Origin of the sequence: Pseudomonas sputi (genome assembly GCF_021603585.1) — a bacterium.
GTDB lineage: Bacteria > Pseudomonadota > Gammaproteobacteria > Pseudomonadales > Pseudomonadaceae > Aquipseudomonas > Aquipseudomonas sputi.
Map to the genome: position 1 here is coordinate 94,689 of NZ_BQHI01000018.1, position 14,799 is coordinate 109,487.

At 60.2% G+C, this 14,799-nt stretch carries 11 protein-coding genes, 1 rRNA gene and 2 pseudogenes; 5 read left to right on the forward strand and 9 right to left on the reverse strand.

Annotation, left to right across the window (positions count from 1 at the left end):
- Positions 1 to 224: 224 nt before the first annotated feature.
- A complete protein-coding gene (locus L6D81_RS21430) occupies positions 225 to 944 on the reverse strand; it encodes a PA1136 family autoinducer-binding transcriptional regulator (RefSeq protein WP_236181838.1) in 720 nt (239 codons plus the stop codon).
- The gene (gene hchA, locus L6D81_RS21435; RefSeq protein ID WP_236181839.1) at positions 941 to 1,819 is read right to left on the reverse strand and encodes a glyoxalase III HchA; all 879 of its coding nucleotides are present in this window, start codon (positions 1,817 to 1,819) and stop codon (positions 941 to 943) included. The genes L6D81_RS21430 and hchA overlap by 4 nt, the downstream gene beginning before the upstream one ends.
- A 165-nt stretch (positions 1,820 to 1,984) precedes the next feature.
- Here hchA and L6D81_RS21440 point away from each other — a divergent pair, with 165 nt between their 5' ends.
- The 3 genes from L6D81_RS21440 (at position 1,985) to L6D81_RS21450 (ending at position 5,782) form a co-directional block, all read left to right on the forward strand.
- On the forward strand, positions 1,985 to 3,844 hold the full coding sequence (locus tag L6D81_RS21440) for an ABC transporter ATP-binding protein (protein ID WP_236181840.1): 1,860 nt from the start codon (positions 1,985 to 1,987) through the stop codon (positions 3,842 to 3,844).
- A gap of 144 nt (positions 3,845 to 3,988) precedes the next feature.
- Positions 3,989 to 4,822, forward strand: a complete 834-nt coding sequence (locus L6D81_RS21445; protein ID WP_236181841.1) for an oxidoreductase — start codon at positions 3,989 to 3,991, stop codon at positions 4,820 to 4,822.
- Between the two features lie 21 nt (positions 4,823 to 4,843).
- A complete protein-coding gene (locus tag L6D81_RS21450; protein ID WP_236181842.1) occupies positions 4,844 to 5,782 on the forward strand; it encodes an AraC family transcriptional regulator in 939 nt (312 codons plus the stop codon).
- A gap of 26 nt (positions 5,783 to 5,808) precedes the next feature.
- Here L6D81_RS21450 and L6D81_RS21455 read toward each other — a convergent pair.
- From L6D81_RS21455 to L6D81_RS21465, 3 genes and pseudogenes are all read right to left on the reverse strand, one after another.
- A pseudogene (locus L6D81_RS21455) lies at positions 5,809 to 6,022 on the reverse strand (AraC family transcriptional regulator); the annotation flags it as partial.
- Positions 6,023 to 6,050: 28 nt separating this feature from the next.
- Positions 6,051 to 8,177 carry a TonB-dependent siderophore receptor gene (locus L6D81_RS21460; RefSeq protein ID WP_236181843.1) on the reverse strand — a complete coding sequence of 709 codons (2,127 nt, stop codon included), beginning with the start codon at positions 8,175 to 8,177 and terminating at the stop codon, positions 6,051 to 6,053.
- A 145-nt stretch (positions 8,178 to 8,322) separates the two neighbouring features.
- On the reverse strand, positions 8,323 to 8,907 hold the full coding sequence (locus tag L6D81_RS21465; RefSeq protein ID WP_236181844.1) for a TetR/AcrR family transcriptional regulator: 585 nt from the start codon (positions 8,905 to 8,907) through the stop codon (positions 8,323 to 8,325).
- Between the two features lie 210 nt (positions 8,908 to 9,117).
- Here L6D81_RS21465 and L6D81_RS21470 point away from each other — a divergent pair, with 210 nt between their 5' ends.
- Together L6D81_RS21470 and L6D81_RS21475 are read left to right on the forward strand one after the other, a co-directional pair.
- Positions 9,118 to 9,795 (forward strand): type 1 glutamine amidotransferase domain-containing protein, encoded by a 678-nt coding sequence (locus tag L6D81_RS21470; RefSeq protein ID WP_236181845.1) that lies wholly within the window; start codon positions 9,118 to 9,120, stop codon positions 9,793 to 9,795.
- Between the two features lie 116 nt (positions 9,796 to 9,911).
- Positions 9,912 to 11,036, forward strand: coding sequence for an alkene reductase (locus tag L6D81_RS21475; RefSeq protein ID WP_236181846.1), 1,125 nt, complete (start codon positions 9,912 to 9,914; stop codon positions 11,034 to 11,036).
- Here the strand turns inward: L6D81_RS21475 and L6D81_RS21480 are convergent.
- The 4 genes and pseudogenes from L6D81_RS21480 to rrf all read right to left on the reverse strand — a co-directional run.
- On the reverse strand, positions 11,015 to 12,547 hold the full coding sequence (locus L6D81_RS21480; RefSeq protein WP_236181847.1) for a sensor domain-containing diguanylate cyclase: 1,533 nt from the start codon (positions 12,545 to 12,547) through the stop codon (positions 11,015 to 11,017). The genes L6D81_RS21475 and L6D81_RS21480 overlap by 22 nt on opposite strands.
- A gap of 183 nt (positions 12,548 to 12,730) precedes the next feature.
- The gene (locus tag L6D81_RS21485; protein ID WP_236181848.1) at positions 12,731 to 14,275 is read right to left on the reverse strand and encodes a methyltransferase regulatory domain-containing protein; all 1,545 of its coding nucleotides are present in this window, start codon (positions 14,273 to 14,275) and stop codon (positions 12,731 to 12,733) included.
- 79 nt (positions 14,276 to 14,354) lie between these two features.
- Positions 14,355 to 14,558 (reverse strand): annotated as a pseudogene (locus L6D81_RS21490) (VOC family protein); the annotation flags it as partial.
- Between the two features lie 136 nt (positions 14,559 to 14,694).
- Positions 14,695 to 14,799 (reverse strand): 5S ribosomal RNA (gene rrf / locus L6D81_RS21495); the annotation flags it as partial.

Below are 14,799 nucleotides of genomic sequence, written 5' to 3' on the forward strand. Positions count from 1 at the left end.
CGCCGGCGGATAATAACCACGTTTTTTGTTAGGGAGGCAAACAAAATGTAGGAATTTTGCGAAATAAGTATCGGATGTTTCCTACTCGATTGTGACGATGGCAAAGAGACAGGGATGTCAAAAATGCGCCAATGCAAGCCTCTGGCATGTTGAAACGAAGGAATCCGCAAAACATCGCGCCGGCCGCGCGAAACGCGCTTCAGCATCCGCTGTGCGCCCGGGTTTCAGCCCTTTATTTCACCCTTGCGAATGGCAATCTTGATGGCCTGGGCGGTGGTGGCCACGCCCAGATGCCGACGGGCCGAACGCAGGTGATTTTCCACCGTGCGCCCGGACAAACCGAGGGTGGCGGCGATGTCCGCCTGTCGGCGACCGGCGGCGACCCACGCCAGCACTTCGCGTTCACGGTTCGACAGCCTGCCGGACGCCTCGTCCAGCGGCGCTTCGAGCAATCGCCGGGCGGAGTAAAACGCCACCGAAGCGAGCATGCCCAGCGCCAGACGAATCCGCGCCGAGGCATCGATCTGTTCGCCGCCCAGGCTCATGGCACCTTCAAGCCCCTGCGGGCCGAAGACCGGAATCTGCAAACCATGCACGCCCGGGCCACTCGGCACGCGAACCACCCGATACAGTTCGCCGTTCTCCTCCTGCACTTTGCTCCAGAAGAAGGATTCGCGGGCGTCCAGCAGGTGGCGAGTCACGGGGCAGCGTTGAACGTAGGTCTCGGCGTCGACGCCAATACCGTCGCCAAACCAGTTGCCTTCCACCCAGTAAATGCGCTCGACCACGTCCTCCGATGCCGAGGTGGCGGAAAACAGGACGAATCGATCGTAACCATAGGCCCCGGCAAAACTGCGGACGACCTTCTGGATCGTCGCCAGCGTGGGCGCCGCCTCGATGTCGAGGGCGGCGCGCAAGAGTGCCTCGGCAGGTCCGGAGCTCACCCCGACGTGACCTCTTTCAGGAGCGCGGCCGCCGCCAGTTTGCCCAGTGCATTGCCCGCCAGCGGACTGTCACCGGTCAGCAGTTTGCGATCCTGAAGCGTGGCCCCGGAAATGCCCTGGTTGGTGATTTCCACACCGAGCGCCTGCAACTGCTCGCCGAACTTCCAGGTCAGGTGGCCGGGCATGTAACCGATGTCGGGGGTCGTCGCGTCCAGGGCATCGGGAAAGGCGCAAATCCGGTAACCGTTGAAGATGCACGAGTCTTTTGTTTCACCGAGGCCGGCCGCCAGCAACGCTGCCGGGCCGTGGCACAGGGTGATGACGAATTTGTCCTTGGCGACGGCCCATTGCAGGACCTTCTTCACGTCCTCGCTTTCCGGCAGGCCGATCAGCGCACCGTGCCCGCCGGGAATGAACACGCCGATGTAGTCCGAATGTTCGCCCAGCGCTTGTTCGATCACCTGGGACAGCTTGAGCGGACGCTTGAACTGATCGCGGTATTGCTCGTAGAAGCCCTTCACTTCGGCGTCTTCGGAGGGCATGGCCCAGAACTCGAACTTGACCGGGTTGCCCGACAGCGTCGCGACGTCGAAGCCGAAACCGGCCTTGTCCAGGTGATACATCGGCAGCAGCGTTTCAACCGGGTGATTGCCCGTGGAGAACATCGTGCCGTTGTCGGTCAACAGATAGCGCTCGTCCGCGCCGATCATCAGGACCTTCCAGCGCCCGCCCTTGTAACGGTTCGGGTATTCGGCATCACTGAGATCGGATTGGGGTGAAGTGAACTGGCTGAGGGAATACGGCGAGGGGAAAAACGCGTTGTCCTCGGCAGGATCAGGGGTTGGGCGCTTGTCGTCAGTCTGCGTGGTAGCCATGGTGCTCTCCATCGAGTGGGTCAACGTCGGAGTTCATGCTAGTAAGGCGTCAGCGTTACAACAATGAGGGTTTTCCCTCAAAAGATCATGCGCTGAACCTGCGGCCCCTCAATGTGATCGATAAGTGGCAGAATCCCCCGCAACTGATGAATTCGGAGACCCCCAATGCTTCGCCTGTTTGAACAACGGCTCGACCCCTTCCCGCCCGACGAAGCGCCGCCACCGCCGGTCGGTCTGGCGCGATTCCTGTGGGCCTGCACCCGTGGCGCTCGCGGCTATATCCTCGCGCTGGCGCTGCTCAGTGCCGGTGTGTCGATCTACGAAGCCTGGTTGTTTTCCTTTCTGGGCCAGGTCGTGGATCTGCTCTCGACCTGGCAAGCCGGCGGCGCTGCGAACGGCCAGGAGAGCCGTGTGCTGTGGGGCATCGGTATCGTGTTGCTGACCAGCGTCGGGCTGGTGGCGCTGCGCACCCTGGTTCAGCATCAGGTGTTAGCGATCAATCTGCCGCTGCGTCTGCGCTGGGATTTTCATCGGCTGATGCTGCGCCAGAGCCTTTCATTCTTTTCCGACGAGTTCTCCGGCCGGGTCACGACCAAGGTGATGCAGACCGCACTGGCCGTGCGCGAGGTGCTGTTCACTGTGATCGAGATCGCACCGGGCATCGGCGTTTACTTCATTGCGATTATCGCGCTGGCCGGCGGCTTCGCCCTGAAGCTCATGCTGCCGTTCATTGCCTGGGTCGCGCTGTTCGGGCTGGCGATGCTGTATTTCGTGCCACGCCTGGGCCAGGTCGGACAGGAACAGGCCCATGCGCGTTCGTCGATGACGGGCCGGGTGTCGGACGCCTACACCAACATCACCACGGTGAAACTGTTCTCCCACTCCAAACGTGAAGCGCACTTTGCGCGGGCGGCAATGGAGGATTTCAAGCAGACCGGTTTCCGCCAGATGCGGCTGGTCAGCCAGTTCGAGATCGTCAATCAGGCGCTGGTGGTCGGGCTGATCATGGGCGCCGGCGGCTACGCCTTGTGGCTGTGGCATCAGGGCGACGTCGGCACCGGGGCCGTGGCGGCGATCACGGCCATGGCGTTGCGCATCAATGGCATGTCGCACTGGATCATGTGGCAGATGACGTCGCTGTTCGAGAACATCGGCACGGTGCAGGACGGCATGGACACCCTGACCCGTGGCCCCAAAGTGCAGGATGCGCCGGACGCCGGCGTGCTGGTGCCTTCCGGCGGCGCCGTCGAATTCGACAACGTGAGCTTCAACTACAACGGCGAACGCCAGGTGCTCGACGGCTTGAGCCTGAGCATCCGTCCGGGGGAAAAAATCGGTCTGGTGGGCCGCTCCGGCGCCGGTAAATCCACGCTGATCAACCTGCTGCTGCGCTTCTATGACGTCGATCGCGGCGAGATTCGCATCGACGGCCAGAACATCGCACAGGTGACACAGGACAGTCTGCGCAGCGCGATCGGCATGGTCACTCAGGACACGTCCCTGCTGCATCGCTCCATTCGCGACAACATCGCCTACGGCCGACCGGACGCAACCGACGAACAGATCCAGCGTGCCGCCGCCAACGCCCAGGCCGATGGTTTCATCAACCAGCTCAGCGACCGCCAGGGCCACACCGGCTACGACACGCTGGTGGGCGAACGCGGCATCAAGCTTTCCGGTGGCCAGCGCCAACGCATCGCCATCGCCCGGGTGATGCTCAAGAACGCGCCGATCCTTCTACTGGACGAAGCTACCAGCGCGCTAGATTCCGAAGTCGAAGTCGCCATTCAGGAAAGCCTCGATGAAATGATGCAGGGCAAAACCGTGATCGCCATCGCTCATCGACTGTCGACGATTGCGGCGATGGATCGCCTGATTGTCATGGATGAGGGGCGCATCATCGAGCAAGGCACCCACACCGAACTGCTGGCGAAAAACGGCACCTATGCGCGACTGTGGCAGCATCAGAGTGGCGGGTTTCTGGGTGAGGATCAGGAGGTGGCAGAGGCGATGGATCAAGCGTGAATCTGCGGTATCGATCAGCCCCGCAATACTGACCGGGGGCTGATCGTCGCTCAGAGGATTAGGCAAGGCTCAAAGACAAACCGGCATAGGTGAACGATTTCTCGCTGGCTACCATGACGTCACACCTGATTTGCGGAGCCCGTCATGACCACCACCAAAACCCTCTTCATCACCGGCGTCAGCAGCGGCTTCGGCCACGCACTGGCCAAGGAAGCACTGGCCGCTGGTCACCGCGTCATTGGCACCGTGCGCAGCGAAGCCGACTTGCAAGCCTTTCAGGCGCTGTCCAGCGACAATGCGTACGGCGTGCTGCTGGATGTCACGGACTTCGAGCGGATTGAGAGTGTCGTGGCGACTGTGGAAGCGACCCACGGTCCGGTCGATGTGCTGGTCAACAACGCCGGCTACGGCCACGAAGGCATTTTCGAGGAGTCGCCGCTGGAGGACATGCGCCTCCAGTTCGACGTGAATGTGTTCGGCGCGGTCGCGGTGACCAAGGCGTTTGTGCCGTTCTTTCGCCAGCGGCGGGCGGGTCATATTCTCAATATCACGTCGATGGGCGGCACGATCACGATGCCGGGCATTGCCTACTACTGCGCCAGCAAGTTTGCCCTCGAAGGCATCTCCGATACCCTGAGCCAGGAACTGGCGCCGTTCAATATCTTTGTGACCGCCGTCGCACCGGGTTCATTTCGCACCGACTGGGCCGGTCGTTCGATGCAGCGCACGCCCCGCAGCATCGCCGACTATGACGCCAGCTTCGATCCGGTGCGCAAGGCCCGCGAAGACAAGAGCGGCAAGCAGCTCGGTGATCCGCGCAAAGCCGCGCAGGCAATATTGCAGATCATCGCCAGCCCCGCTCCGCCAGCGCATCTGTTGCTGGGCAGCGATGCATTGAGCCTGGTGCGCGACAAGTTGAAACGTGCCGCCAGCGAGATCGATGAATGGGAAACGCTGACCCGCTCCACCGACCATTGAACGGCCCACAGAGAGAACCCGATGAAACAGGCCGACCCAGGCATTTCGCGCATGGTGCAACTCATGGAAACGCTGGCGCCCGTCGAGGGCTACAACCTCAGTGCGCTGGAAGGCGTGCGCTTCCTGCGCTCGAACCGCCCATTGACCCGCACGCCGGTGCTGTACGACCCCGGCATCGTGATTCTCTGTCAGGGGCAGAAGCGCGGGTATCTGGGCGATGACGTCTACGTCTATGACGCCCAGCACTATCTGGTGGTGTCCGTTCCGATCCCCTTCACCATGGAGACCGACGCCTCTGAAGATGAGCCGATGCTTGCGATCTATCTGCAACTGGATTTCCAGGTGGCCAGCGAGTTGATGCAGCAAGTGGATGAGATTCACGGCCCGAGTGATGCGCCCCCCAAGGGCATGTACGCCTCGCCGATGGACGACCGCCTGCGCGCATCAACGCTGCGCTTTCTCGAAGCCATGAGCATTCCGGGTGAGGCGCAGATATTGGGGCCGTCGCTGTTGCGGGAAATCTATTACCGCATCCTGACCGGCGAACAAGGCGGCTCGATGCGCGCCGCACTCAATCGGCAAGGGCACTTCGGCAAGGTGACGCGGGCGATCCGCAAGATCCACAGCAGCTATCAGGAGCGTCTGGACGTCGAGCAACTGGCCCGCGAAGCGAGCATGAGCGTGCCCAGTTTTCATCTGCATTTTCGCAGCGTGACGGACGCCTCCCCCATGCAATATTTGAAGTCGACGCGCCTGCATCAGGCGCGATTGCTGATGCTGCGCCACGCCATGACTGCATCAGCGGCGGCGTTCAGTGTCGGCTATGAAAGCGCTTCGCAGTTCAGCCGCGAATTCAAACGTTTCTTCGGCCGGACACCGCAAACGGAGATCGAGTGGATGAAAGCAACCTATGCGTTGCCTGCGCCGACGTCGCCCTCGGTCTATGTTTCGTCGCATTAAAGCATTGAGCAGCTAATCGCGCGCAGGAGGATCGAGACCTCTTCCAGATCCATCGAATCGCACTGCAAGTGCGCCAACACAAAGGTCTGGGAAACGTTGATCACCACGAATGGGCTGTTCGCCGGGTGTGGGATCACCTGCACGCGGTGCGGCAGGATGAATCCCAGTGCGTTATGCGCCAATGTGCTGCACCCTGTCGCCACCGAAGTTGATCAGGATCTGGAAGTATTCGTGTCGATGCCGGCCGGCGTTACCCGCGCCGTACGGACTACAAGGTGTAAGAAATACCGACCTGCACCGTTCTCGGCGCCCCCGGATAGGCGTAGACGTTACCGAATGCACCCTCGTCATAGTCCCGGTCAAACAGATTCTTCAGGTCCAGATTGAGGCGCACCTTGTCATTGACCTTGTAGTACCCGAGCAGGTCGACAACGGTGTAGCTCCCCATCGAAAACGCGGTGTTCGCCGTTTGACCCGCGCGCTCATCGACATATTTGAGGCCGGTCCCCAGACCCAGACCTCTGAGGGCTCCGTCCTGAAACTCATAGACGTTGAGCAGGCTGAAGCTGTTTTTCGGGATGTTCATCAGTCGCGTGCCGGAGCGGATCACGTTGTCCTTGGTCACCTCGGCATCGACGTAGGCGTAACCGCCGATGACACGCCACTCGGGGGTCAGGTTGCCGGCGACATTGAGGTCAAATCCTCGGCTGCGCACTTCCCCGGCAGCGACGCTGAACGTCGAGTCCACAGGGTCAGTGGTCAGGACATTGCGCTTTTCAATCTGATAGATCGCCGCGTCAACGCTCAGCTGATGCTCCAGCGCTTCCCATTTGATCCCCATCTCCCACGACTTGCCTTTCTCCGGTTCGAAGCCCCCGCCCTGTCGGCTTGCGCCGGTATTGGGTTTGAAAGAGCGTGCGGTGTCCGCATAGACCGCGAGGGTGTCGGTCAGGTCATAGGTCACACCGATGCGCGGCGTGACGGCATTGTCGCTGGCCTGCCAGTTTTTGCCGCCGGGCACGTAGGTTTCGTAGTCGTGCTCGAAGCGTTCGAAACGGGCACCGGCCAGGACCTTCAGCCGATCGGTCAGCGCCACCTGGTCCTGCACGAACGCGGCGTAGGTCTTGAGGTTTTCCTTGTCGTGGGTCGGGGTGCGCGTCAGGGCCGGACGGGGCTGACCATAGACCGGATTGAAGATATCGATCGGATAGGCACTCACCGCGCCGCTGGAGCGCTGGATGATCGACTGGTAGTCGTAATCTTCGTATTCGATACCGGTCAGCAACGTGTGCTGCAGGCCGCCCGTGGAGAAGTGACCGGTCAGGTTGAGCTGGGTGTCCTTGTCCGTCCACTCCAGCTTGCGATAGTTGAAATTCCGTCCCAGGGTCCGGCCATCGGCGGCAATGCCGTTGGCTTCGATGGCATTGCCCTGCAAGGTTCCGTCGAGCCACTGGAAGCCACCGCCGAGCGTCCAGTCCTCATTGAGCACATGCTCGAAGCGCAATTGCGCCATGTTGTTGTCGTTGTGCAACTTGCCAGCGTCCGGTTCTCCGAAGAAGGTGTCGCGGGAGGCCGTGCCGATCTGCCGTGGATAACGCGTCGCGCCCCGGTCCAGCGGATGGTTGTTACGCATGAAGTCACCCTCGAAGATCACGCGGGTGTCATCGCTGGCTTGCCAGGTCAGCACCGGGGTCACGCCGTAGCGTTCGGTTTCGACGTGATCGCGGAAGGTATCGCCGCCCTCGCCCACCACGTTCAGGCGGTAGGCCAGTCGCCCCTCTTCATCGAGTGGGCCGGAAGCATCCAGGGTACCGCGCTGCATGCCTTGGTCATTCAACTGGCTGCCCAGTGTGACCGTGCGCTCAGGCAACGGTTGTTTGGAAACGACATTGAAGGTACCGCCGGGATCGCCACGGCCGTAGAGCATGGTCGCCGGCCCGCGCAGGACTTCCAGACGCTCGATGGTGTTGGCATCCGGCATGTTCGGATAACCACGGTTGATCGGGAAACCGTTACGGTAGAACTCCCCGGTGGTAAATCCGCGCACGGTGAACGTGGTCAGTCCCTGGCCGCCGAAATTGTTGGCACGCCCGACTCCGCCCGCGTAATCCAGTGCGTCCTGCAACCGAGTGGCGCCGATGTCTTCGACCGCATCTTTGGTGACGACACTGATCGATTGCGGGGTTTCATGGATCGAGGTATCGGTTCGGGTGGCGCTGGCCGAACGGGTCGCGCGATATCCGACTACCGGGCCGTCCGCTCTTTCGTAATCCGCGGTACCGACCACATCGGTTGCATCCAGCTCCAGCACTGATGCCGTTGAATCGGATGGCTCGGCCCACGCAAAGGGAGACAACGTTTGCAACACACAGATGGACAGCAGAGTTCGACGCATGAGGGGAGAACCTTACGGATAGGCCAGAACGAAGGGTATAACTGCCAACAAAACGCGGCGGATGGTATACCACTCGCCGCGCAATTGATAGGCATTCCCATTCGTTTGTGCAGGTGACTCTCAACCTCTTGCGTTTATCCTTTCCTCACACGCTCAACAGGCGCTTCGTGGTCGCCATCGACGTACTCAACGATTGCCCTGTGCGTTGCAGTTTGTTCAGCAAACTGGCCCCCAGCCACAGCTGGTACAGAGTTTCGGCCAGTTGTCGGGCATCCCCCTCAGGCAAGCTTTTTTCGACCTGGCCCTGTTCGATGCTCTCGGTGATACGCGCCACTACTCGCTCGGCGCCGTCACGCAAGGTCAGGCGCATGGTTTCGGACAGGTCAGCCACCTCGGCACTGAGTTTCACCACCAGGCATTCGTCACCATGGCCTTCCAGGGTGCAGCGATCCTGCCAGCCCTGCCAGTAATCCATCAGCCGCTCACGAGCACTCAGGCCCGGCAGCGTCAGGCGTCGCTCCATGTCGGCCAGGTAGTCGACGAAGTAATCCTCGAGCAACGCCTGGCCGTAGAGTTCCTTGGATTTGAAGTAGTGATAGAACGAGCCCTTGGGCACGCCGGCGGTCTGCAGGATCTCGTTCAGGCCGACACTGGTGAAGCCTTTTTCGGCCATCATCCGGTGGCCGGTGTCGAGCAAATGTTGGCGGGTGTCGTCGTAGGTCGGTTTCATGGGGCGCGAATTACCAGGCAATAGACCAGTCGTTTATCTCAAAGGAACGCGAGTTTGCCACACCTGTCCATGAAAAAGCTTCAGAGAAAAAATTACTAGACGACTGGTCTAATTGGAAACTATGCTGCGCTCCGACAAACCTTTTCCCCGGTGTCGATCCTGTGCGAATCCCTTGCTCATGAACGCCGCCAGACCAACCCAGGGTGCTCTATGAAAATCTTGATGGTTCTGACTTCCCACGATCAACTCGGCAACACCGGCAAGAAAACCGGCTTCTGGCTCGAAGAGTTCGCTGCCCCCTACTACGCCTTCAAGGACGCCGGCGCCGACATCACCCTGGTTTCACCCGCAGGCGGCCAGCCACCGCTGGATCCGAAGAGTGACGAGCCCGACGCTCAGACGGCTGAAACCGAGCGTTTCCGCCAGGACCCTGCGGCCCAGCAGGCACTGGCGAACACCGGCCGCCTGGCCGATGTCCACGCCGAAGACTTCGATGCCGTGTTTTATCCAGGTGGGCATGGCCCGCTCTGGGACCTGGCCGAAGACAAGCATTCGATTGCCCTGATCGAAGCCTTCGCGCGCCGTAACAAGCCCCATGGCTTCGTCTGCCATGCGCCGGGGGTGCTGCGTCATGTCGTCGACGCAGACGGCAAACCGCTGATCCAGCATCGCGAAGTGACGGGTTTCACTAACTCCGAAGAAGCAGCGGTCGGTCTGACGGACGTAGTGCCGTTCCTGATCGAAGACGAGTTTCAGCGTCTTGGCGGCCGCTATTCCAAAGTCGCCGACTGGCAGGTTCACGTGGTGACGGATGGCAAACTGGTCACCGGGCAGAATCCCGCCAGCTCGGCAGCGGTCGCCGAAAAATTGCTGAAGCTGCTCGGCTGAAACTTTTCGCTCCACCCTCGAACGACTGATCCGGACACCGTGTGTGTTGCACGGTGTTCTTTTTTCGCCCCTCAAATAGTTGACCGGTCTAATAAGACCATGACCAGGGTACATCCATGAACCGCAGCCGCTTCTTCACCCCCGCCACTCTGGGCCACCACACCCTGAAAAACCGTATCGTCCTGCCGCCCCTGACTCGTCAGCGCAGCACTCAACCGGGCAATGTCGCCAATGAATTGATGGCCGAGTATTACCAACAACGCGCCGGTGCAGGTTTGCTGGTGACCGAAGGCACCCAGATCGAACCCCGTGGCCAGGGTTACGCCTGGACACCGGGTATTCATACGCCTGAGCAAATTGCCGGTTGGCGCCAGGTCACCGAGGCCGTTCACGCCAAGGAGGGGGTGATCTTCGCCCAGCTCTGGCATGTGGGACGCGTATCGCACAGTGCTTTGCAACCCGATGGCGCCGCGCCAGTGGCGCCTTCCGCCGTCGCCACCGATCGGGTCAGCGTTTTCATCGAGACCGGGCCTGGCATTGGCACTCTGGTTCCACCGTCCACGCCTCGCGCACTGACCACCGAGGAAGTCCAGGAACTGGTTCAGCTGTACATCCAGGCGGCGCGCAATGCCATGGACGCCGGTTTCGACGGTATCGAGCTGCACTGCGCCAATGGTTATCTGGTGAACCAGTTCATCTCCGCCCACAGCAACTTGCGAACCGACCAATACGGCGGTTCGCTGCATAACCGTCTGCGCTTTCTGCGCGAAGTGGTGGCCGGGGTCGCCGAGTGCATCGGCAAGGAAAAAGTCGGTGTGCGCTTCGCGCCGCTGTTCACCACCACCGATGAAGCGCGGACTTATCTGGGCATGGTCGAGGATGACCCGCACACCACCTACATCGAAGCGATCAAGGTGCTGCAAGACGTCGGCATCGCCTACCTGTCCATCGCCGAAGCCGACTGGGACGACGCGCCAGTGATGCCGGAGACGTTCCGTCGAGCGGTGCGCAACACCTTCAGCGGCGCGATCATCTATGCGGGCCGCTACAACGCCGAAAGCGGTGCACGATTGCTTGAATCCGGACTGGCCGATCTCGTGGCTTTCGGTCGCCCGTTCATGGCCAACCCGGATCTGCCCGCACGCATCGCCAATGACTGGCCGCTGAACTCGCTGAACCCGGCCACGGTGTATGGCGGTCAGGCCGAAGGCTATGTGGATTACCCGGTGTACGCAGAGTAGCTTTCGCTGGCGACACGCTTGGCGAGCTGGTTACGGCCCGCAGCTTTGGCTTGATACAGCGCCTGATCTGCCGCAGCGATCAGGCCTTGTACCGTGTCCAGTCGCGACCCTGTGGCGGCCGCGATGCCGATACTCACACTCACTCGGCCAAATGGACTGGTCGGATGAGCAATGGGCTCGTGCGCCAATCGTTCCAGAATCAGTCTCGCCACGACTCCCGCACCGTCACTGTCGGTCCCGGGCATGATCACCGCCATCTCTTCACCGCCATAGCGCGCCACCAGATCGGACGGCCGGCGCACGCAGGTTTCGAGGATTCTGCCCACCTGCCGCAAACATTCGTCGCCGGCCACATGCCCCTGGGAATCGTTGAACAGCTTGAAATAGTCCAGATCAATCATCAGCAATGCCAGTGAAGTCCCGTCACGCTTCGCCCGGCGTGCTTCCATCTCGAGGGTCTGATCGAAGCACCGCCGGTTTGCCAGATCGGTCAGCGCATCCTTCATCGCCAACAATTCCAGCTGCCGGTTCGTACCGAGCAATTGCTGTTGAGTGTCCCGCAGTTCGCCTTCCACCTGGGTCCTGCGACGGATATCGAGAATCAGAAACCAGCCGATGATGCCGGTAAGCCCCAATAGCGTGGCGACCACACCTATCGACAGAAGCGCTTCGAGTCGCCACGCTGCCAGGGCTTCGCGCTTACCGAGCGCAACCGTAGTGATCAGTGGCAGCGTTTCACTTTTGCGAAAGGCATAGAGCCGTTCAACGCCGTCCAGGCTGGAGGTGAAGGAAGCGGTACCGACCGATTGGTCCACCAGGTATTTCGCATAGATCGGCGACTTGGAGAAGTTGCGCCCCATGTCCTGTTCGCGGAAGGGATAACGAACCAGCAGTGTACCGTCGGTATAGGACAAGCCGATGGCCCCCTCCTGCCCCACATCGAGTTGCCCGAACAGCCGCAGGAAGTTTTCCACCCCCAGGGTGACCGCCACTACACCGGCAAACTCCCCGTGATCGTCATTGAAACGCCGGCTGATGGTAATCACCCATTCCTGATTCGAGCGACTGCGGATCGGCGGGCCGATGAAAGGCTCGCGGGATGGATCATCGCGGTGATGAGTGAAATAGGCACGATCGCTGCTGTTGGCACCGACAGGAATCGGCCGGCTGGATGACATCAACCAGTGACCCTTGTTGTCGTAGATAGTGATGCCACTCATCTGCGGCATCAGCGGTTGCTGCCGGTTGATCAGTGTTTTCAGCCGTTCGACCTGCGCAGGGCCACTGCCCTCGGTTTCCAGACGTTCGACGAGTCCGAGCAGAAGCAGCGAGCTCTGCCGGACAATACCTTCGGAATAAGTCGCCAGTGCCTGCGTCAGGTTCAACCCGTGGACGTTGACCTCATCCAGTGCTTGATCCCTGGAGCCCAGCACCTTCCAGATCGTCAGCGATGCCAGGGAACAGCCGATGACCAACAGCAAGAGCATTACGAGGTGAGTATCACGCTTCACGACAGTACCTTATGGAAAGTCCGATTTCCGTCACCGCTACTATTTGACCTGTGCATTACATCGACCGCACGTCCTTGGCGGCATGTCCGCCGCGGTACCGTCGTTTTGGTTTTTGCGCAAGAATTCGAAATGTGCCGGACGACGGCAGGCGACGCGAGGATCTCCTGCCGTCCCTCTTCTCGACTAGACGATTTTCAAAGCCTTGAGAATCACCAGAGTACTCTCGGAAAACGCTTGAGCCTGCCCGGTCAGTTCGGCAAGATTTTCTTCAGCGGTGGTCAGGACCTTACCATCCTTGAGCAGACCTTCGCCTTGACCACCGATGATGGCCCATGCCAGTTGCGCCCATTCAGCCGGGTGCTTTTTACCTTGCTTGATTGATATCAGGAACAGCTGCTGGAAGCGACTGACCGTCACGCCACCTCCGGTCACCGGACTCGCCAGGGTCTGAATCTTGTTGTCATACAACGAACGCTTGCACAGCTGCAGGTTGAGGCTATTGCAGCGGGCCTGCACCAGTTTTTCGGCCGCTTCGCTCTGACAGGGCGCCACGGCGCTCATGGCGATCAGCACGTTGAGGGCCTGCTCCGCATCGCCATAGGCCAAGGAGGGCAAAAGATCCAGCAAATGCCGCAAGGTCTTCGGCACATAGGCGTCCTCCGCCAGTGCGGCGAGTACTGGGCCATAGATCTCTGCCTGCAAGGTGGCTGCGCCCGCCGGACCGGTGACATTGGCCGGCACGCTGTCGGCTGCCTGCAACAGGACGAAGCGCGTGCTGAGCATACGCTCGCGGTGCTCGAAAGCGGACAACCTGTTGGCGCCGCGCACATAAAGGTCCCGGCGGAAACTCTGGTTCACGAAATAGTCACGCGCCTGCTCACGCATGACGGGATGGTCGATGCCCTCCAGAAAGTCCATGCCTTCGGCGCTCAGATTGAGTGGGTCGACCGAGTCCAGCGGCACCGCTGTCGTGGCGTAATCGAGCTTGGCGGCCGCCAGGGCATCAACCACGTCGGTGAAATACATGCAGTTCCAGTCACGGTTGAAATACTCATGGGCGACGTACTGGCGATCCTGACCTTTGACGCTCTGGAGCTTGGCGTCCAGCCCAGGCGCGGAGTTGGCATATTTAGGATTTGCCGCCAGCAGCGCTTCGGAAAACTGCAGCGCGGCGTCGATACGTTGATCCGGACGCAAAGAGGCCTGGCTGGCGAAACGGTCGTGCAGGCTGAACAGTTGGCGCAACGGTGCCTGAGGTGACCAGCCCGGGAAGCAGTTGTAACTGACGTACAGCAGGCCACCTGGCTTGAGATGACGACGGGCGAACTCGACGATCAACTTGTGGTTATCGCGGCTGACCCAAGTCCAGATGCCATGCAGGCTGATACTGTCGAACTGAGGCAAATCATGACGGGCCAGTAGCTGCTCGAAGCTGTCGTCATACAGTCGCGCATCGCTGCCCCAGTCGCTTGCAAGCGCGATGGCATGGGACGCCTGACCTGGGTGAAAGTCGGTGCCGACATAAGAGCCCGGATTACCCGCCGCATGGATGTTGATCGAAACACCCTGACCAAAACCCAGCTCACAGTGGTGACCGTCGCTACTCTCCAGCGTGGCAAAACCGCGCAACAGCAGACAATATCGCTGGAAAACCGGATTGATTTCCCGGCTGTAGCTGTAGGTGTAGCCTTCGTCCGTGAAGTATCCCTCGTTCCAGGCATTGCTCATGCGTGCACCCTTTTCTTATATCGGAAGTGAAAGTCGCTCTTATACGGGGTAGCCATGGCGTATCACAAGAGGAAAGTGATCAGGCAAACGCCTCCTGGATAAACGCCTCCAGCGTCTGTTCCTCAAGAACCTCGATCGAGAAGTGACCGAACTGTCTGGGCAACCAGATGATGCGTGTTCCTGCCGGCGATTGCAGGTGTTCGCGGGCCAACGGTTTACCGTTTTCATCTTCAGGCTGTACGCCTTCAGCGACCAGTTCGTCGTAGGCTTTTTCGATGTCGGGGGGGTGAAGCATTGCCTGATTCCTGCCGAACGGACGCAGATGGTAACCATCAACGTGATCGCTGACGCGAGCAAAAACTTTCCCGCGGACAAAACAAAACCCCAACTGCTTTCACAATTGGGGTTTCGGAATTTAATCTTGACGATGACCTACTCTCACATGGGGAAACCCCACACTACCATCGGCGATGCATCGTTTCACTTCTGAGTTCGGGATGGGATCAGGTGGTTCCAACGCTCTA